Origin of the sequence: Mesorhizobium sp. WSM4904 (assembly GCF_029674545.1) — a bacterium.
GTDB lineage: Bacteria > Pseudomonadota > Alphaproteobacteria > Rhizobiales > Rhizobiaceae > Mesorhizobium.
This window is the reverse complement of sequence record NZ_CP121354.1, coordinates 5,596,599-5,616,438: the sequence shown is the minus strand read 5'-3', so window position 1 is coordinate 5,616,438 and position 19,840 is coordinate 5,596,599. Positions and strand designations below refer to the sequence as shown.

Sequence of the window (19,840 nt, the reverse complement as noted above, 5' to 3'; positions counted from 1 at the left end):
ACCCTTTGGGCGCGCGCGTGCGGGAGGCAACATGGCAAATCCGGTTCTGGTCGAGGTTCTGCGCGGCGCGGTGGTCGAAAGCGCCCATCGTGGCGCCGTCTCCGTTTTCGATGCCGACGGCAAGCCCGTCTGGGAGATCGGCGACACGACCCGCCCGGTGTTCCCGCGCTCGGCGGTGAAAGCGATCCAGGCCCTGCCGCTGGTCGAATCGGGTGCAGCCGACGCCTATGGCTTCGGCGACCGCGAGCTGGCGCTCGCTTGCGCCTCGCATTCGGGCGAGCCGGCGCATGTCGAACTGGCGCAAGCGATGCTTGCCAAGGCCGGTCTCGACAGGACGGCGCTCGAATGCGGCGCGCACTGGCCGTCGAGCCACGGCGCCACGATCGCGCTCGCCCGCGCTGGCGGCGTGCCGAACCCTTTGCACAACAACTGCTCCGGCAAGCATTCCGGCTTCCTCTGCACCTGCGTCCACGCCGGCATAGCCCATGGCGGTTACGTCAAGGCCGGCCATGCGCTCCAGGAAATGGTGCGCGACGCCATGCAATCCGTCACCGGCGCCGCGCATGATGTCGACCATCGCGCAACCGACGGCTGCTCCATTCCCACCTATGCCGTGCCGTTGAAGAGCTTCGCGCTCGGCTTTGCCCGCATGGCGACGGGCCGGGGCTTCGCGCCCGAGCGCGCCAAGGCGGCGAAGCGACTGCTGTCGGCTTGCATGGCCGAGCCTTTCTTGGTCGCCGGCACCGGCAAGGCGGACCTCGCGCTGATGCAGGCCGCCCCCGGCCGAATTTTCGTCAAGACCGGCGCCGAAGCCGTCTACTGCGCTGCCGTTCCCGAACTTGGCCTCGGCATCGCGTTGAAATGCGATGACGGTGCCGGCCGCGCCTCTGAAGTGATGATCGCGGCGGTGCTGGCAAAACTGCTGCGCAGCGACGAAGCGCTCGCGGCAAGGCTCAACGAACTCGCCCGTCCGCCGGTCGAAAGCCGCGTCGGCGCCAAGGTCGGCTCGCTACAGCCGACTGCGGCGCTGATTTAATGCGGCCTCTCGAAGCCGGATGCCGCGCTTTTAAAAAGATCGAGGACTTCGGTAAGAAGGGCTAGCGCCGAAAGCATCAATCCTGCCAGGGTTTGGGCGCATTCATCAGCCGGGCAAATCCCTCGCCGCTCGCTGGCCGATCGAGGGTATCGAGATAGTGCTGATAGCTATCGGCATCGACCTTGACGAACGTATGGTCGAGCAGCGCATCTTCCGCCGCACGGTAAGCGGCGTCGATCATGAAGTCGGAGCGGGTCTTCCCGCGGATCTTCGCGGCGCGATCGATCAGGACGAGGATATCGTCGCGGATACGCAGATTGACGGGCTTGGCGTGGGCGTCCTGATCCTTGGTGGCCATGGCAATGGCTCCTCCCTCACCAACATAAAATATTCGACACAATGTGCATCTGAATTCAGATGCATATCACCGTGGCTTCTGGTTAACGCGGCATAGCGCCTCGTCACGTGGCCTGTGAAGGCGCTTTAGCTCACCTTATTCCGCTCGACGGTGAGATGCGCGTAGCCGCTCTCGCTTGACTTGGCGAGATCGCCGGTCACCGGATCGGCCCAGCGCTGGCCAACAATCGCGCCGTTCTGCGCGCCATCGATCACATTGTCCGAGATGACGGCGCTGCCGGAGCCCTCGACGACGCTGACGGCGATGCCCGTACCCACCTTGCGGATGACGTTTCCCGTCGCCACCACATTGCGCAGATAGGGCCCCCAGCCGAGCTGCATCCCGTAGAGCGGCGCGTTCTCGACCACGTTGCCGGAGACCGTGGTATCGGCCTCGGCGCTGATACCGACGCCGAAGCCCGGTGGGTCGGCGGTGTAGGGGCCGACTGTCGTCAGGTTGCGCACGATGTTGTTCGAGCACACGGCCATGCGACCGCCTTCGTTGAAGTTGACGATCGATATGCCGTTTGCGGCGCCGTCGACCAGATTGTTGCTGAGGACCGCGCCCTCGAAGGAGAATTCCGAATAGATGCCGGTCTCGCCCGAGCGTGAGCAGGTGTTGCCGGTGATCTGCAGATTGCTGGAGCTGTTGGCGCGGATCGCCGAGAAGGCACAATCCGAGACGATGTTGCCCGAGATGATGACATTGCCGGCGCGGAAGGCGTTAATGCCGTTGCCGTTCTGGCCGGTGCCGCCGCTCCGCGCGCCGATGCGCTGCACCCGGTTGCCGCTGACGATTGTGCCGTCTTCCGCCTGTTGCCAGCGATGCACGAGTATGCCGCCATTGGCGCAGTCTGAGACCGTGTTGCCCGAAATCTCCAGCCCGCCGGCCTCGACCGAATAGATGCCGGCGTCGGCGGCGCCGGAAATATCGGAGCGGCCGACGCGGCCGACGACATGCTCCAGCGCCAGTCCGTTCTTGCCGCTGCCGGTGACCTGGCAATTGTCGATGGCGAGATGGGCGACGCGGCGCAGATCGAGCAGTCCTTGCGTATAATCGGCGAGCCAGCGATTGCTGCCGTCGAGCACCAGTCCGCTGAGTTCGATATGCTCGGCCTGCTCGGCCATCATCAGATGGCCGTTGCCGCCGTAGACGATGCGGGTTGCGCCGGGCACGCCCGACAGCCGCACGCGCGCCGGCAGCTTCAGGTTGGAGACGAGATAGGTGCCGGGCGGCAGGAACACCGGCGCGTCGCGTTCGCTCGCGTCGGCGAGCATCTTGGTAAAGGTTTTGCTCTGGTCGTCCAGCGTGCCCGGCTGCACGCCGATCTCGATGGCGTTGATAGAGCCGCGCATCGCGGCCGTCTCGATGCCGGGCAGCATCTTCGCCGATGCCTTGCCGGAAAAGAGCCCGGCAACGGCGAGGCCGGCGGTCTGGGCAAGCAGCGTTCGTCTGTTCAACATCGGCACAGGTCCCGGCGTTTCGCCCGGTTCATCGCAGGAATCGTGCCAAGGCAGGTCCGCAGGCAAATCGCTTGTGCAGCAGCCTCACCAAGCCTAAGTTCATTGAATGAGCAGAGCTTTCACACGCGAAGAAGACAGCGAAAATGCCATCGCCGGCGTCGGCGAACGTCCGATCAGCCCGCATCGCAATCTGGTGACGGAGCGCGGTCTGGCGATGATCGAGGAGAACCTGGCCGAGTTGCGCGACCTGATGGCCAAGGCCGAAAGGCGTGGCGACCGCGAGCGCCTTGCTGTCGTGTCGCGCGACCTGCGCTACTGGACCGCCCGGCGCGAAAGCGCCGAGCTTTCCGTGCCGGAGCCGGGCAGCGACGTTGTCCGCTTCGGCATGGGCGTCACGCTGGAAAACGATGACGGCAAAAAGGTGCATTGGCGCATCGTCGGCGAGGATGAAGCCAACCCGTCGAAAGGCAGTATCTCGCATGTCTCGCCGATGGCCATGGCTCTCTTCGGCAAGAAGGTCGGCGAGGTCGTCGCCGTCAACGGCAAGGAATGGGAGATCGTCAAGCTCTCGGACAAGGCCGAGAACTAGCTCCCTAGCACAGAAATTTTGACCCCGTCGGCTTTGCTTGCGTTGGCAGGTCGCATGCTTCGGAGATTGGCCGAAAACGCCCATCCCGTCGTCATCCTTGGGCGGAGCGGGGAGCGAAGCGTACCGCGTAGACCCAAGGATCCATGCCGTGACTTCGAAGTGTTGCGGCGGTGCAGAGTTCTGCTCGGCTGCACCCCTCGAGCAAGGTCACGGCATGGATCCCAGGGTCTCCGCGACGCCGCTTCGCGGCTGCTCCGCCCTGGGATTGACGAAGTTGCGAGGCTTAACTAACCCCAAGCGCTTGCGCTGGCTTTACGGAAACGGACGTGAAATCTTGCCGCCGCCAGACCTGCAACTTTGCAAAATACATCGGCCGAAAACGAGACGGCGATGTCTACTTTGCCAACTTCCCTAGCGCGACATCATACTTGTCCATGACATCGCGAGCAGCGCTCATCTCCTGTTCGAAGCTGCCGCTCACTGGCCTTAGAACGAAGCCATCCTCAGTTTCGATAATCTGGAGCTGATCGCCAACTTGAAGGTTCAAGCTGTCGAGCATTTCGCGTGGTAGCAGTAAGGCTCCTGATCCGTCTTCAAGCGCATGGATGATCGTCTTAAACATTATCGCGCCATGGTTGTGTATAAGTTATAGAACAACCTTTCAGTCAATTGAGCAAGTCTTCACCGATTGGCCAGCAGCCGATCCATCAGCCGGTCCGCAGCCTGCGGGATCACGGTGCCAGGCGGGAAGATTTCCGCGGCACCCGCCTTCAGCACCGCGTCATAGTCCTGCGGCGGGATGACGCCGCCGGCGACGATCTGCATGTCGCCATAGCCGAGCTTCCTCAGCGCGTCCTTGAGCTCGGGGATCAGTGTCAGATGTCCGGCCGCAAGCGAGGAGGCGCCGATGATGTCGACGTCGTGTTGCACCGCCAGCTTCGCGATCTCGTCCGGCGTCTGGAACATCGGCCCGACGGTGACGTCGAAGCCGAGATCGGCAAAGGCGGAGGCTATTACCTTCTGGCCGCGATCGTGGCCATCCTGGCCCATCTTGGCGACCAGGATGCGCGGCTTGGCGCCGGTCTTCTTCTCGAACGCCTCGATCTTCTCCTTGAGCCGGTCGACCGCCGGATTGTCGCCGAGCGCCTCGCGATAGACGCCCGAGATGGTCTGGACGGTGGCCGCATGGCGGCCGAATACCTTCTCCAGCGCCAGCGAGATCTCGCCGACGGTGGCGTTGGCGCGCGCCGCGCGGATCGCGAATTCGAGCAGGTTCTCGCCACTCTCGGCGGCGCGGGTGAGGGCAGCCAGCGCGTTTTCCAGTGCCGCGACGTCGCGCGTGCCTTTCAGCCGCTGCAGCTTCGCCAATTGCCGGGCCTTCACCTCGGCATTGTCGATCTTCAGCACGTCGACCTCGATATCGGCTTCCGGGCGATGCGCATTGACGCCGACCAGCACCTGCTCGCCGGAATCGATGCGCGCCTGCGTGCGCGCCGCCGCTTCCTCGATGCGCAGCTTCGGAATGCCTTTCTCGATCGCCGCCGCCATGCCGCCGAGGTTTTCGACCTCCTCGATATGGGCGAGTGCGCGCGCCGCCAGATCATGCGTCAGCCGCTCGACATAGGCCGAGCCGCCCCATGGATCGATCATGCGCGTGGTGCCGGATTCCTTCTGCAGGATGAGCTGCGTGTTGCGGGCGATCCGCGCCGAATGGTCGGTCGGCAGCGCCATCGCCTCGTCGAAGGAATTGGTGTGCAGCGACTGCGTATGCCCCTGCGTCGCCGCCATCGCCTCGATCATCGTGCGCGTGATGTTGTTGTAGGGGTCCTGTGCCGTCAGCGACCAGCCTGAGGTCTGGCAATGGGTGCGCAGCGACAGCGAGCGCTCGTCCTTCGGCGAAAAGTTCTTCTTCATCAGGCTCGACCAGAGCAGCCGCGCGGCGCGCAGCTTGGCGACCTCCATGAAGAAGTTCATGCCGATCGCCCAGAAGAAGGAGAGGCGCGGCGCGAAGTGGTCGATGTCGAGCCCGGCGGCGACGCCGGCGCGGGCATATTCGATGCCGTCCGCAATCGTGTAGGCGAGCTCTAGATCGGCCGTCGCTCCCGCTTCCTGCATGTGGTAGCCGGAGATCGAGATCGAATTGAACTTCGGCATATGCCGCGACGTATAGGCGAAGATGTCCGACACGATCCGCATCGAGGGCTTCGGCGGATAGATGTAGGTGTTGCGGACCATGAACTCCTTCAGAATGTCGTTCTGAATGGTTCCGGCGAGATCCTTTTGCGCGACGCCCTGTTCCTCTGCCGCGACGATGTAGAGCGCCATGATCGGCAGCACGGCGCCGTTCATCGTCATCGACACCGTCATCTCGTTGAGCGGGATGCCGTCGAAGAGCTGGCGCATGTCGAGGATGGAATCGATCGCCACGCCCGCCATGCCGACATCGCCGGCAACGCGCGGATGGTCGCTGTCATAGCCGCGATGGGTGGCGAGGTCGAAGGCGACCGAAAGCCCCTTCTGGCCGGCGGCAAGATTGCGCCGGTAGAAGGCGTTGGATTCTTCGGCCGTCGAGAAGCCGGCATATTGCCGGATCGTCCAGGGCTGCTGGACATACATGGTCGGGTAGGGGCCGCGCACGAAGGGCGGCAGGCCGGGATAGGTGTCGAGGCTGGCGAGGCCCTGGAGGTCGCCCTGCGTATAGAGATGCTTGACCGCGATGCCTTCCGGCGTCATCCGCTGGCCTTTGAGCTCCACCGGCGCGCGGCGCGGCGCCGACCAGGCGACCTGGCTGAAATCCGGGATCATGATCCGGCTCCGATCGATTGATCGATACGCACCGGAAACAGCGGCTCGCACACGGCGACACCCTCCGTCAGCGCCGGGCGGCGTTCGGCCGGCAACGTCTCGACCGGACGCTCGCTGCCGACGCGGAACAAGGTGGTGCCGATGATGCCGCGTTCACCGGCTCGATAGGCGGCATTGCGCTTGGCGGCGGCCGTCTGCACGCGGTTCTGGATATAGCCCTGCTGCAGACTGTTGAGCACGCCGCCCTCGGCCTCGATGCGCTGGAATTCCTGCCAGGCCGCCGCGCAAAGCTCGTCGGTCAGCGCCTCGACCGCGCCGGAGCCGCTGGCCGGATCGGCGACATGATGGAGATGGCTTTCATGCGCCATGATCAGCTGTGCATTGCGGGCAACCCGCCGCGCGAATCCGGCCGGCAGCCCATGCGCGATGGTGTGCGGCAGGATGGAGATGGAATCGGCGCCGCCGGTCGCCGCGGCGAAGGCGGCGATCGCGGTGCGCAGGATGTTGGTTTCCGGGTCGGCAACCGTCATCATGCGGTAGGAGGTCTCGGCGTGGACGTTAGCCGTCGAGGCCGGGATCGAGCAGGCCTCCTGGATGCGCGCCCAGAGCTTGCGCAACGCCCGCACCTTGGCCATCGACAGGAACTGGTCCTGGTCGACGCTGAGGGCAAAGCCGATATAGGGCGCGGCATAGACCAGCGGCTGGCGCGCCTTTTCGAACATCCTGAGATAGGACACGGCGGAAGCCATCATCGTGCCGAGTTCCTGCGCCTCGGTGGCACCGGCATTGTGGAAGACCCGGCCGTCGGCTTCGAGCAGCGCACCCGGCACACCCATCGAGAAGAAATGCGCCAGCGACTGCGGCATCGATTCCTGCAGCGCCTCGATCGAGGTGCGCAGCCGCCCGGTGCCGGCGAAGATCGCCGCCGGGTCGATGCCGAAGGAAAGGTTGAGCTTTGTCGGGTCGGATCGGCGCCGGGTCAGGAAGGCGAGCAGCCAATCGGCCACGGCGCGGCTCCACGGATGCGCGTCGATGCGCACCTGCATGCGGTTGAGCGGCACGCCGTCGAGCACCTTTTCCAGCGCTTCCGCGGTTCTGGGCAGGCCGTAGCCGAAGGCATTCGGCGCGCCCTCGAAAACCAGCGAAAGGCCGGTGGCGCCCTGCGCGATGTCCTCCAGCGCCTGGGCGCTGGCGCGGACGATGTCCGGATCGTCGACGCGCTGGCTGACGATCCAGGGCAACGTCGGATTGATGCGCACCAGCGGCTCGGCGCTGGCCGAGCGTTCGCTGAGCGGCTCGATGCGGATGCCGTCATCGGTATGCGAAACGAGCTTCTCCTCGAAGGAACTGCCGGCAAGCGCCTTTTCCGCCAGCGCCAGCCAGCGCTTGGCGTCCGGGTTCGGAAGGTCGACATCCCTGGTCAAGGCGCCGGCGCCCATCGCACTCCTCGTCTCTTGCCGCATCAGCCACCAGTCTAAGGTTCTCGGCCGGATATCACAATGCGACATCCGTCGCGGTTGCCCCGGCAGCCGCTAACCGATTGCCAAACATGCTCAAAATCCGCAAGCTTCAAAAGATCGAATTCCGCCGGCGGCGCCGTTTCAATGATTGGCATTGTCGCACGGCCACAGCGTTACTATACCTCCGATGAGGCCGGGCGTTTTTTTGACGGAACAGATTGCGGAGACCGACATATGGCTGACGACACCAGCATCTTCATCGGCGCCAGCCGCAAGCCTGACGATTCCTACCAGCGTGCCGAGGAGCTGCTGCTGCGCTACGGCAACCGCCACGGGCTGATCACCGGTGCCACCGGCACCGGCAAGACGGTCAGCCTGCAGGTCCTGGCCGAGGGTTTTTCCAACGCCGGCGTGCCGGTCTTTTGCGCCGACATCAAGGGCGATCTGTCCGGCATCGCCATGATGGGCGAGGCCAAGGATTTCCTGGTCAAGCGTGCCGGAGAGGTGAAGCTCGATCCGTACCAGTTCCAGGAATTCCCTGTCATCTTCTGGGACCTGTTCGGCGAGCAGGGCCATCCGATCCGCGCCACCATCTCGGAAATGGGACCGCTGCTCATGTCGCGGCTGATGAACCTCACGGAAGCGCAGGAAGGCGTCATGAACATCGCCTTCCGCATCGCCGACGAGGAGGGGTTGTTGCTGCTCGACCTCAAGGACCTGCAGTCCCTGCTTGCCAACATCGCCGAGCGCGCCGACGAGCTCAGCGCCCGCTACGGCAATGTCACGAAACCGTCCGTCGGCGCCATCCAGCGCACGCTCCTGGTCCTGGAAAGCCAAGGCGCCGCGAACTTCTTCGGCGAGCCGGCGCTGCGCATCGCCGATCTTATGCGCACCACCCGCGACGGCCGCGGCGCGGTCAGCGTTCTGGCCGCCGACAAGCTGATGATGAACCCCAGGCTTTACGCCACCTTCCTGCTCTGGCTGATGTCGGAGCTGTTCGAGGAATTGCCGGAAGTCGGCGATCTCGAGCGGCCGAAGCTGGTCTTCTTCTTCGACGAGGCGCATCTGTTGTTCGAGGACGCGCCGAAGGTGCTGGTCGACCGCGTCGAGCAGGTGGTGCGGCTGATCCGCTCCAAGGGCGTCGGCGTCTATTTCGTCACCCAGAACCCGCTGGATATCCCGGAAAAGGTTCTGGCCCAGCTCGGCAACCGCATCCAGCACGCGCTGCGCGCCTATACGCCGCGCGAGCAGCAGGCGGTGCGCACTGCAGCCGAGACCTTCCGGCCCAATCCCGATTTCGATTGCGCCACCGCCATCACCCAGCTCGCCACCGGCGAGGCGCTGGTCTCGATGCTGGAGGACAAGGGCGTCCCTGCCATGGTCCAGCGCACGCTGATCCGGCCGCCGTCCTCTCGGCTTGGACCGATCACGCCCGACGAGCGCCGCAAGATCATCGCCGAGAGCCCGGTCGCCGGCCAGTACGACCAGGTGGTGGACCGCGAATCGGCCTTCGAGATCCTGCAGAAGAAGACCAAGGAGGCGCAGGACGCCGAGGCGCAGGCGCAGCAGCAGAACAGCGGCGGCTCGCGCTGGACCATTCCAGGCTTCGACGACGTTTTGGGAACAAGCGGACGGCGGTCCTCCAACCGCCAGACGGTGGCCGAAGCCGCGATCAAGTCGGTGGTGCGTTCGGTAGGCTCCTCCGTCGGCCGCGCCATCGTGCGCGGCATCCTGGGCAGCCTGGCCAGGGGACGGTAGCGAGGGCGGTGACCGACCGTTACCCTGACTTGCCGGATCAGACCGTCGCCAACCGCAGGACCTTTTTACTTCCGCTGCCTGAGCCGAACGCAGTGCGGTGCGAATCACATCCGCAAAGCTACCGATATCGGGCGCGGACCCACTCGCCGTGAATCTGTCACGGGACCGCACCGTGTCGGAAGCTGACTTCGTTACCTCTCGACGATCAAATCTTACTCCGCGATAAGCAGATCACATCGCCAGAATTTAAAGTTTTCGCGAGCGAAGTTTTTTCCGGCAGGACCGCAATTTCCTGAAATACCGAAGGCCCCAAATCATGGCTTTTGCAAGCCTGTCGCCGGGTCAAACCCGAGGGCGATATCAACCCATGCGCATGATCACGATTGTTTTGCCCAGGGAACCGAAGACACGCGTTCAGGTTGAGCTAGGACTGGCGGGGGCCAGGCATCAGGAGGCCGAGTTGCGGCGCGACGATGATCTGCCAACCGTATTTTCGGAAACTGATTTCGATGGACGCCCATTGCTGAACGCGAAAGGCGGGTTGTCGGCCAAGCATACCCGTCAGGTACAGGAATTTCTGGGTCAGAATTTTTCGCGCAAGCTGTCGCTGGCGGAGATGGCGGCCATATGCGATCTCTCCGCCTATCATTTCGCCCGCGCTTTCTCCAAGACGTTCGGGGTGCCGCCGCACCAGTATGTCCTTGGCCTTCGCCTGGACTTTGCCGAAAAGCTGCTTGTCGACAGGCGCATGTCGATCACGGACATTGCCGATTTGAGCGGCTTCTCGAGCCAGAGCCACTTCACCACCATGATGAAGAAATATCGCAACGCGACCCCGCAGCAGGTACGAGCACGGCAGGGTCGATCGCAGGCCAACGAGTAAGGTGGTGCTAATTTACTGCAAGTTTATTTATGCGTCGGCTTATAAAAGATATAACTAAAGTAATTTTGTATTAACCTCCCGAATATCTGCTGTATATTTTCAAATAAACAGCAATTTGTTGAAATACGAGTTTCCGAAAACATGTCTTTCTCCAGCAGGTCCGGCTATTTCCGGATTCCGAGGCGGCTGAGGGGACATGAGCGACGATACGGCCATCGGTCGAAGCCTTTCCGAGGAGATCGGCTACTGGCTGGAGTCGGCATCGAGGACGCTCGAGAAGCGCTATGGAAATGGCGTTCCCCTGGCCAAGCAGGACATGCTGCTGGCCCATTATCTCTACGGCCTCACCGCCGTCGTTCACGCGCATGACACGCCTGCCGTCCATCTGGCGGCGGTGCGGTCCTATCTCGAGCCGCTGATCCCAACCGAGCGGGTCGCGGCGGCGCTCCAGGCAGTGCCTGAGGAGGGTGACGCCTGGCTTGAAAATACGCTCGATCGCGTCGAGGCCATCGGTGAAAAACAGGGCCATGCGCTGCTCGCGCGCGGCGCCGATGTCGTCATCCCATTTTCGAGCAGACACGCATCAGCGGCAGGGTCGGCGGAACCTGCCGCGGTCGAGCGTGACCCACCAAAGGAGGCATTCTCGCAATGAACTTCAGGCAAGAACGAATCATCCGGCGCGGATCGGACCGCTTCGCTGGAAACTGGGTCTCCGGCGCGGCCGACAGCCGCTCGCTCCGGCGCCGCTTGATGGCGGCGCTGCGCAACGCGCATCGCGTGTTGGGTATGCGGCGCAGGGGCTTGGGACTCGGGACGATGGGCAGCGGCCGGATGCTGGCGGTGGCACTGGGTGCGATCGCATTCGGTGGCTTCGCCACACCGGCTCTGGCGCAGTATGCCGCCGGCGGCGGAACCGCGACAGGCGGCAACGCCGTCGCCATCGGTAACGGTGCTAAAGCGAATAACCCGAACAGCCTGGCGTTGGGCACTTCCAATAACGCAACGGGCGATGCTTCGATCGCCATCGGTTATTCGATGGGTGTCAATGGCCTCAACGCCATAGGCATGGGTGTCTTCGCGAACGCGACCGGCGTCAATGCCCTTGCCGTGGGCGGGAACGCCCGCGCACTGGCGGACGGGGCTTCGGCCTTTGGTGTCAATACCACCGCAAGCGCGGCGAACGCCGTCGCCCTCGGCTCGACGGCCACCGCTTCAGGCTCCGGGTCCTTTGCTGGGGGCCTTAGCGCCGACGCCACTGCCATCAATGCGGTCGCCTTGGGTTCGAACGCGTCCGCGAGCCAGGCAAACGCCCTTGCTTTAGGCGAGTCCTCCACTGCCAGCGGTGTGAGCAGCACCGCGATCGGCGGTGGGGCGGTCTCCAGCGGGGCTCAAGCGATCTCTTTGGGCATCAACGCGAACGGGGGAGCTGACGACGCAGTCGCGATCGGAACACGGGCCCAGGCCACCGCAATCTATGCTTTCGCTGCGGGCTATCAGGCCAACGCGGCCGGTCCCGCAGCGGTCGCTATCGGCAATTTGGCTCGCGCGACGGGGAACACTGCACTCGCGCTCGGCGGGCAGGCGCTGGCCAGTGGCGACGGCACGGTTGCCGTCGGACAGGGCGCCGGCGCTGGCTCAACCACCGCCAATACGAATTCCCTTGCGGTGGGCATCGCCGCCGGCACGCTCGTGAGCGGCGCCCAGAACAGCGCGATCGGCGGCGGCATCGCCAGCGTAATGCGGGGCGCCGGCTCCGGCGTAACCGGAGCGCGCAATGTCGCGTTCGGAACAGGCGACGGCTCCGTGGCCTATGACGCCACGCTCAAGGCGTCCGCAGGCAGCTTGGTGACGGGTAACGACAACATCGCGATCGGCACCAACGCTGGTATCGGCGTCACGAACAACGCAACGACGTCGATCGGCTACAATGCCATGGCGAGAGGAACCAATGCCATTGCCATTGGTCCCCAGGCCAATGCGACGGCGATAAACTCGGCTGCGCTTGGCAACGTCGCCACGGCTTCGGGTCAATTCGCGCTGGCCCTCGGCAATTCGGCCGTGTCGAGCGGCGTGGGCTCGGTCGCGGCGGGCTCGGGCGCTCAAGCCACGGACACCTCCACCACCGCGCTGGGCAACAACGCCACGGCGACCGCCGCAAGCGCAACCGCGCTGGGACTTGGCGCCACGGCGAGCGGTGTGAATGCCAGCGCGATCGGTAAGTCGTCCAATGCGAGCGCGCAGGACGCCATCGCTTTCGGCACAAGCGCCAAGGCCGATTCCGCCGAGGCGGTCGCCATGGGCACCAATGCGGTCGCCACAGGCGGCAAGGCCGTCTCCATCGGCTCCGGCAACACCGCCTTTGGCGACGGTGCGGTCGCCATCGGCGATCCGAGCTATGCCAGCGGCACCGGCGCCTTCACCGGCGGCGCCAACAATATTGCCAACAGCGACGGCACGGCCAGCGCCACCGCCGCCAACCAGGCCGCCGGCGCGGTCGCGATCGGCAACAGCAACAAGGCGATCGGGCAGGGCTCGGTCGCGCTCGGCAACGGCTCCACCGCGGGTGCCGCCGGCTTCGTCGGCAATGTCGCGCTGGGCAATGGCGCGCTCGCCACGGCGAGCTCCGGCGATGTCGCGCTGGGCTCTGGTTCGGTGACCGCCGTAGCGGTCGGCACGCCCAGTGCGGTGATCAACGGCACCACCTACGCCTTCCAGGGCACCACTCCGACCTCGACGGTGAGCATCGGCGCGCCCGGCGCCGAACGCACGCTCACCAATCTTGCGGCGGGGCGGATCAGCGGGTCCTCGACCGACGCGGTCAACGGCTCGCAGCTCTTCGCGACCAATCAAGCCGTCGACAGCCTCGCGAGCACCGTCACCAACATCAACACCGGCGGCGGCATCAAGTATTTCCACGCCAATTCGACGCTCGCCGATTCCCAGGCGCTGGGGGCGGATTCGGTGGCGATCGGCCCGAATGCCGTGGCCAACAATGCCGGCGACGTGGCGATCGGTCTGAATTCGGTGTCCGGCACCACGACCGCGGTCGGCGGCACGACGATCGGCGGCGTGAGCTACACCTTCGCCGGAACCACGCCGGCGGGTGCGTTCTCGGTCGGCGCGGTCGGCGCGGAGCGCCAGATCCAGAACGTAGCGGCCGGGCAGTTGAGCGGCTCGTCGACCGACGCCGTCAATGGCTCGCAGCTCTTCGCCACCAATCAGCAGGTGACGCAGAACACCACCGACATCGCCGCCAACACCGCCGACATCACCACTCTCGGCAACACCATCAACAATTTTGCCGGCGACACCTCGACCGCCTACACGGACGCCAATGGCGACGGCATCCGCTATGTGCGCACCAACGACACGACGCTCCCGGTCACCGACGCGTTCGCGCAAGGGGTGGGCTCTTCCGCGCTTGGCTACCAGGCGACCGCGTCCGCCGCCGATGCGCTGGCGCTCGGCCGGGGCACCCAGGCCACGATCCTCGGCGGAGTGGCGCTCGGCGCCGGCTCGGTCTCGGACCGCACGGTCGCGCCCGTGTCGGGATCGATCCTCTCTGGCACCGGCCTCATCCCCTACAACACCACTGACCTGACGCTCCTCGGCGCCGTGTCGGTGGGTAACTCGACATCCTATCGCCAGATCACCAACGTGGCCGACGGCACGCTGGACCAGGACGCCGTCACGCTTCGCCAGTTGAAGGGCGCGCTGAGCTCCTTCGCGGTGACGGGCACCATGTACTTCCACGCCAACTCGACCGCCTCGGACTCGCTGGCGGTCGGCACCGATTCGGTGGCGATCGGCCCGCGCACCACCGTCAACGGCGACAACGGCATCGGCATGGGCAACGGCGCCATCGTCCAGCAGACCGCGCCTGGCGGCATCGCGATCGGCCAGAACTCCACCGTCAACCAGGCCGACAGTGTCGCGCTCGGCACCAACGCCACCACCAACGGCGCCCAGGCCGTAGCCCTCGGCGCCGGCGCCACGGCCAACGAGCCGGGCAGCGTCGCACTTGGCGCGGGCTCGACGACGGCGGCCGCGGTCGCCACCACCGGCACCACGATCAACGGCGTCGCCTACACCTTCGCCGGCACCACGCCGACCAGCACGGTGAGCGTCGGCAGCGTCGGCAACGAGCGCACCGTCACCAACGTGGCCGCGGGCCGGATCAGCCAGACTTCGACTGACGCCATCAACGGCAGCCAGCTCTATGCGACCAACCAGGCTGTCGAAGCTGTGCAGGGAAGCGTCGGCAATCTGACCGAGTTCTCCGTCCAATATGACAAGAACCCGGACGGCACCAAGTCCAACTCGCTGACGCTGGTCGGCGGCGACGTGAACGCGCCCGTCGTCATCCACAATGTCGGCGCCGGCACAGCCGACACCGACGCGGTCAACGTCAAGCAGCTTACCGACCAACTGGCGCTCAACCTGACGGACTCCAAGACCTACACCAACCAGGTGGCGGCCACCACGCTCCAGCAGGCCAATGCCTATACCGACTCCAAGCTCAGCCAGCTCAACATGGACATGGGCGAGGCTCGAGGCGAGGCGCGCCAGGCGGCCGCGATCGGCCTGGCGGCCGCTTCGCTGCGCTATGACGATCGTCCAGGCAAGCTCAGCGTGGCGGCAGGCGGCGGCTACTGGCGCGGCGAGGGAGCCGTCGCGTTCGGCGCCGGCTACACCAGCGAGGACGGGCGCGCCCGGGCCAACGTGTCCGGCACGACGGCGGGCGGCCACTGGGGTGTCGGCGCGGGCGTCAGCTTTACCATCAACTAGAAGCATGATCCCGGAAAGTGTGTAGCGGTTTGCGGAAAGATCATGCGCAAACAAGCAGTCCGTTCATGACCAGGTACGCGGTCTCTGTCATAGCGATGTCATTGACCTGCCTGCTCCTGTCCGGCCCGCGCGCGGCCGGGCAGGAGGCAGTCCCGTCTGCCTATCGGATAAAGCCTTCGGAAGTCGCGGTGCCCGCGAACGTGAAGCTTGGCCAATATCAGCGGACCACGCGTCCGTTCGAGAACTGGACGCTGATCTGCGACGAGAACCTGCAGGCCAGGAAGAAAGTTTGCAACATCAGCCAGTCCTTCATCGACCAGAGCCAGGCGCTGGTCTTCAGCTGGTCGCTTGCGGCCGACGAGAAGGGCAAGCCTTTCCTGATATTGCGGACCCCCGGCGCCACGGGCGCAGGCAGCAAGCTTTCGCTGAAAATCGCTGGCCGCAAGCAGCCGGTCGAAGTTCAACTGCAGGCCTGCGATGCGTCGGTCTGCGTCGGTTACCTCCCGGTGGGGCCCGTGCTTCGCGAGCAGATCGGCAAGGAGACCACCGTCCAGGTTACCTATTCCCTGCCGTCGGGCGCGGCGGTCAGCCTCGACGCTCCTTTCAAGGGGCTCAAGACCGCGCTGTCGGCCATCAAATAGAAAGACTTGCAAATGACACGCCAATCCATCGAGGAAAGAATTCTGATGCGACCTCAGCCGGGAGCTCCGCAAGACCCGTCGGCCAGCCTGCCGCCGAGGCGTTCGTCGGTCTGGCGGCTGCTGCGAAACACCGCGCTGCTCGGCGCGTTCGCTGTCCTCGTCGCGGTGGCGGTCATCCTGTCGTTCCGTTTCTTCCCCGCGCTAGGCACGCTCGTCGCGGGCACGGCCTCGGCGCAAGCGCAGGCGCCCGCCGCCCAAGGCAAGCCAGCAGAAGCCAAACCCGCGGAAACCAAGCCCGCGCCGGCGGATGCCTCTGCGAACAAGAATCCGTTTCAGGCGCATGTGACCCAGGCAGGCGTCCGCACCTGCGCCAACCTTTTCGCCACGCTCGGCCAGGCTCTCACCGCGGGATCGAGCTATGCGGTCCAAACGCAATGGGACAAATCCTCTCCGGATACCCATGCTCTGCAGGCGGTCGCCGGCATGAGCTACGACTTGCCTGACTACAAGACGCAAGCCGCCGGCGTCGTCTTTGCCTCGCCTGTCGGCCAGACCTGCGAAGGCGGCTTCGTGCGGATCGCCCCGTTCCAGAAATCCTGCCAGGAAGTCGCACAAACCCTGCCGAAGGGCAGCGTTGCGACGGACAATCTTTCGAACACGGTGCTTTTCAACCTGGCCAACGATGGTGGCCAGGCCCTGCTGGTCCCGACCGGAAATACCTGCATCGTCGTCTCCGTCGCGCGGATGGGCGGATAGGGGTCGGGATCCGCGGTGGATTGCTGAATGGCTGCAACATGGAGCACGAGAATGCTGATCAATCGCCGCCTCTCATTGCCCGCTCTTGCGGCGCTCGCCGGGCTTACGATTGCGAGCCACGCCGCGGACCTGGTGGCGCCGCCGCCGGCGCCGACAGGCGAGGAAAAAGGCATCTGGGGCGCGATCGCCTATTCGCCGGGCGACGGCCGGCACGGCTTCTTCTGGGGCGCCGATAAGCGCGACGAGGCGGAGGACATCGCGCTCAAGCATTGCGAGAACGCCGATGGTGCCGGCTGCAGGGTCGTCGAGGTGTTCCGCAACCATCGCCACTGGGACGATGACGATGGCACCGGCTTCCCCTACGAGCACTGCGCGGCCCTCTCCGTCGGCAAGAGCCGCGGCGCGGCAACCCCATTCTGGGGCGCCGCCTCGGCCACGACCCGCCGTGAGGCCGAGGACAGGGCCACGGCGCAGTGCGGGGGCGAGAAGAAGGAGTGCAAGATCCGCGAGTGGGTCTGCACCTGACGCTGGAACGTCGTCTCAATCGCCGACGAGGAGCTTTGCGCTTTCAGGCCCGCGCTGAGCCTCTAAAGGCAACGGTTCCCGCCCATGGGTCTGGGACTGCCGCGCCTGATCCGTGCTCCAGGCGCTGATTGCCTGGACGGCGCCCAGCCACAGCAACGGCACGATTTCGATGACCACCCGATGCTCCACCAGACGCCCGAAAAGCACGGTGGATACGAGAAACGGTATGCCGAACCACAGCAGTGTCCGTTTCAGCACCGGGTCGAGGTAGCGGTGCAGCAGCAGGACGGGCAGGTAAAGGCCGGCGCCGAAGCGGGCGAGATAGGTCAACAGATAGAGGGGATTGGTGAACAGCCAGAGATTGTCCGTCAGATGGATCTCGTAGTTGGTCCCCGGGATGCTGGCATAGGGATTGGGCAGCCCCGGGAACAACCATCTGATGGCAGCCTGGATCACGACGAAAATGATCACCTGCGCCGCCAGCGCCGTCGCAATCGTGCGGCGGTCGAGCACCCCCCAGCACACGGCAAGGAAAGCCGGCAGCAAGAACATTGTGGTCTCGCGGTTCACGGTGGCAAGCGCGAACAGACCGAGATAGGTCGTCAACCAGCCCGTTCCTGGTGTCTGGACGAAGCGTGCGAGACAGAGCACGAGCGCCAGCGTGAAGACAGCCGCCGGCAGGTCGTAGACATAGCGGAAGAACGGCACCGTCTGCCATTTTCCCAATTCGAGAACGCCGCTGTCGAGCCCCAATACCGAGTGGACCTCCAGGTCGGGCACGATCAGATGCAGCGCGACCGGAACCGTGATCGTCAGCGCCAGAATCCCGCTGACGAGATCCGATGTCTCGATGCGGAACACCCGAAGCGCTTTACGCGCCACGACGACCAGCAGCATCCAGGCGGCGACTTCGGCCGCGGCGAACAGGAGGTCGACGTCGAACCAGGGCGTGACGCGCATGATAGCGTGGACGATGAGCGGCAGCAGCACCCGGCCTTGAAATGGCGCCGCCGCGATGAAGTCGGCCATTAGAGCCGGGCTGGCGATCCACCAGACGGTCGTGGAAGCATAGTGGAACGTGGTGAGCAGGACCGCGTAGCACAGCAACGCCACGAACCACGCCAGCCGCATGACGCGGGTACTGGTGCCCATCGACGCATTTGTTGAGACTGCCAGGACCACGGGCACCTCCGGGGTTTTGTCGATTGTTCGGCCCGCCACAGAAATCAGCCCGATTTTCACCAACCCCTATCGGGAGGGTGGGTTCAATCACTCATCTGGACCAAGAGTCGCATTCTGTGAGGGAGAGGCGGCCCATGTCTGCCTGTGGAAAAAATATCATAAGATAATCAATAGGTTAATTACAGGATCGCTCGGAATTCAGCTTTGCGGCGCATTCATGCGGCGCTGTCGCAATTCCGCCATCTGATCACAATACGTAACAGTCCGACTTGGGTTGTGACTAACAAAGGGGCGTTGCGTGGGGCGGGTTTTTTGGCTCGTATTCTTGAATCTGTCGTGTCTGGGCATCTTATTAAATCTTCCTCCAACTGACCCGCGTAGCTCCACGCTAGCAGCATCTGCCGCGCCGATTCAGCCGCCGGCTACGTCGCCGGAAGAGGCCGCGAAAGCTCCCGCTGCAGTCGGTCCGGCCAAAGAGGACGTCATGCCTTTGCGCGTGCTCGGCACCGAGATGCTGAATCAGGTCACCGGCAACAATTCCCGGAACGACACGGCTGCGCGCTGGGGCGTCTACGGGACCGACCTTGGTCACATGTTCTGGCACCGCGACCGGCTGTACATGGTCTTTGGCGATACTTTCGGGGCAGGTGGCTTTGGCGGCAGCAATTGGCGCAGCAACGTCATGGCCCGCATCGCCGATCCGGATCCGCGCCACGGCTTTCCGTTCGAATCCATGGTCACCGGCCCGGACGGCGCGGCCAAAGAGCTGATCCGCTCGCGCAAGATCGACGGTGATGAGAAGACCGTCATCCCGACCCAGGGCATCTCCCTGGGAGGGCGCATCTATCTCCACTATATGTCGGTCAGGCATTGGGGCTTAACGGGCGGCAACTGGACGGTCGGCCATTCGGGCCTCGCCTATTCCGATGACGACGGACAGACATGGGCGAAGCCGGCCGGGGCGACATGGCGCGAGGACTGCGGTTTCGAACAGGTTGCCTTCGTCATGGCGGACGGCTTTCTCTACAGCTTCGGCATACCTGAAGGGCGCTTCGGCGGGGTGCGGCTGCGCCGGGTCGCGCGTGAGCGCATCCTGACGCCCGATGCCTATGAGTACTGGGATGGCACGAAGTGGGGTGCCGATGCCAAATCCGCGGCCCTGGTCGTGCCCGCGCCGGTGGGTGAGCTCTCCGTGGCGTGGAGCGAGCCCCATCACCGTTGGCTGATGATGTATCTCGATGAAAACCGGCGAGCGGTGGTGCTGCGCACCGCCCCCGCGCTGACTGGCCCCTGGAGCGACGCCCAGGCGGTGGTGACCGCGGATCAATATCCGGGTCTCTACGCGCCCTACATCGTGCCGGGGACCGAGATCGATGGCGATCTCTACTACACGATGTCCCAGTGGGGCCCTTATAACGTCTTCCTGATGCATACGAGGCTCGAGCCGGCCGCCCCGGCGGTCGTCTCCGCCGACGATCCGGTCGCGCCGCTTGGCGCCGCGGTGACACCGGTCAGCTCGAAATGATCGGCTGGCTCCTCCCAGGTGGATCAGCCGGC

The 19,840-nt window shown here is 64.7% G+C and carries 16 protein-coding genes; 10 read left to right on the top strand and 6 right to left on the bottom strand.

Going from position 1 to position 19,840, the window contains the following annotated elements:
* Nucleotides 1-31 precede the first annotated feature (31 nt).
* Entirely contained in the window at nucleotides 32-1,036 is a 1,005-nt protein-coding gene (locus QAZ47_RS27300) for an asparaginase (protein WP_278231430.1), read from the top strand.
* A gap of 76 nt (nucleotides 1,037-1,112) precedes the next feature.
* On the opposite strand, the gene QAZ47_RS27295 is transcribed toward QAZ47_RS27300, so the two are convergent.
* On the bottom strand, nucleotides 1,113-1,394 hold the full coding sequence (locus tag QAZ47_RS27295) for a DUF1778 domain-containing protein (protein ID WP_278231429.1): 282 nt from the start codon (nucleotides 1,392-1,394) through the stop codon (nucleotides 1,113-1,115).
* Between the two features lie 125 nt (nucleotides 1,395-1,519).
* A complete protein-coding gene (locus QAZ47_RS27290) occupies nucleotides 1,520-2,896 on the bottom strand; it encodes a TIGR03808 family TAT-translocated repetitive protein (protein ID WP_278231428.1) in 1,377 nt (458 codons plus the stop codon).
* A 106-nt stretch (nucleotides 2,897-3,002) separates the two neighbouring features.
* Between QAZ47_RS27290 and greA the strand changes: the two genes are divergently transcribed.
* Complete coding sequence (gene greA, locus QAZ47_RS27285; protein WP_278231427.1) at nucleotides 3,003-3,485, top strand: transcription elongation factor GreA; 483 nt, start codon at nucleotides 3,003-3,005, stop codon at nucleotides 3,483-3,485.
* 394 nt (nucleotides 3,486-3,879) lie between these two features.
* Here the strand turns inward: greA and QAZ47_RS27280 are convergent, their stop codons facing one another.
* From QAZ47_RS27280 to QAZ47_RS27270, 3 genes are read right to left on the bottom strand one after another with little or no spacing between them, the layout of a single operon-like run.
* Entirely contained in the window at nucleotides 3,880-4,107 is a 228-nt protein-coding gene (locus QAZ47_RS27280; RefSeq protein WP_278231426.1) for an AbrB/MazE/SpoVT family DNA-binding domain-containing protein, read from the bottom strand.
* A gap of 59 nt (nucleotides 4,108-4,166) precedes the next feature.
* Nucleotides 4,167-6,290, bottom strand: coding sequence for a methylmalonyl-CoA mutase (scpA, locus tag QAZ47_RS27275; protein ID WP_278231425.1), 2,124 nt, complete (start codon nucleotides 6,288-6,290; stop codon nucleotides 4,167-4,169).
* Nucleotides 6,287-7,729 carry a methylmalonyl-CoA mutase family protein gene (locus QAZ47_RS27270; protein ID WP_278231424.1) on the bottom strand — a complete coding sequence of 481 codons (1,443 nt, stop codon included), beginning with the start codon at nucleotides 7,727-7,729 and terminating at the stop codon, nucleotides 6,287-6,289. Before QAZ47_RS27270 ends, scpA begins: the two co-directional genes overlap by 4 nt.
* 255 nt (nucleotides 7,730-7,984) lie before the next feature.
* On the opposite strand from QAZ47_RS27270, the gene QAZ47_RS27265 reads away from it, so the two are divergent.
* From QAZ47_RS27265 to QAZ47_RS27235, 7 genes are all read left to right on the top strand, one after another.
* Nucleotides 7,985-9,508, top strand: coding sequence for a helicase HerA-like C-terminal domain-containing protein (locus QAZ47_RS27265; protein ID WP_278231423.1), 1,524 nt, complete (start codon nucleotides 7,985-7,987; stop codon nucleotides 9,506-9,508).
* Between the two features lie 367 nt (nucleotides 9,509-9,875).
* On the top strand, nucleotides 9,876-10,391 hold the full coding sequence (locus tag QAZ47_RS27260; protein ID WP_278231422.1) for an AraC family transcriptional regulator: 516 nt from the start codon (nucleotides 9,876-9,878) through the stop codon (nucleotides 10,389-10,391).
* Nucleotides 10,392-10,587: 196 nt separating this feature from the next.
* Complete coding sequence (locus QAZ47_RS27255) at nucleotides 10,588-11,043, top strand: hypothetical protein (protein ID WP_278231421.1); 456 nt, start codon at nucleotides 10,588-10,590, stop codon at nucleotides 11,041-11,043.
* Nucleotides 11,040-15,179: a YadA-like family protein gene (locus tag QAZ47_RS27250; RefSeq protein ID WP_278231420.1), complete on the top strand. Its 4,140-nt coding sequence runs from the start codon at nucleotides 11,040-11,042 to the stop codon at nucleotides 15,177-15,179. Before QAZ47_RS27255 ends, QAZ47_RS27250 begins: the two co-directional genes overlap by 4 nt.
* A 65-nt stretch (nucleotides 15,180-15,244) precedes the next feature.
* Nucleotides 15,245-15,820, top strand: coding sequence for an invasion associated locus B family protein (locus QAZ47_RS27245; RefSeq protein WP_278231419.1), 576 nt, complete (start codon nucleotides 15,245-15,247; stop codon nucleotides 15,818-15,820).
* A 165-nt stretch (nucleotides 15,821-15,985) separates the two neighbouring features.
* Nucleotides 15,986-16,576, top strand: coding sequence for a hypothetical protein (locus tag QAZ47_RS27240; RefSeq protein WP_278231418.1), 591 nt, complete (start codon nucleotides 15,986-15,988; stop codon nucleotides 16,574-16,576).
* A 51-nt stretch (nucleotides 16,577-16,627) separates the two neighbouring features.
* A complete protein-coding gene (locus tag QAZ47_RS27235; RefSeq protein ID WP_278231417.1) occupies nucleotides 16,628-17,101 on the top strand; it encodes a DUF4189 domain-containing protein in 474 nt (157 codons plus the stop codon).
* Between the two features lie 15 nt (nucleotides 17,102-17,116).
* On the opposite strand, the gene QAZ47_RS27230 is transcribed toward QAZ47_RS27235, so the two are convergent.
* The gene (locus QAZ47_RS27230; protein WP_278231416.1) at nucleotides 17,117-18,343 is read right to left on the bottom strand and encodes a hypothetical protein; all 1,227 of its coding nucleotides are present in this window, start codon (nucleotides 18,341-18,343) and stop codon (nucleotides 17,117-17,119) included.
* 424 nt (nucleotides 18,344-18,767) lie between these two features.
* Here QAZ47_RS27230 and QAZ47_RS27225 point away from each other — a divergent pair, with 424 nt between their 5' ends.
* Entirely contained in the window at nucleotides 18,768-19,808 is a 1,041-nt protein-coding gene (locus QAZ47_RS27225; RefSeq protein ID WP_278231415.1) for a DUF4185 domain-containing protein, read from the top strand.
* The last annotated feature ends 32 nt before the right edge of the window (nucleotides 19,809-19,840 follow it).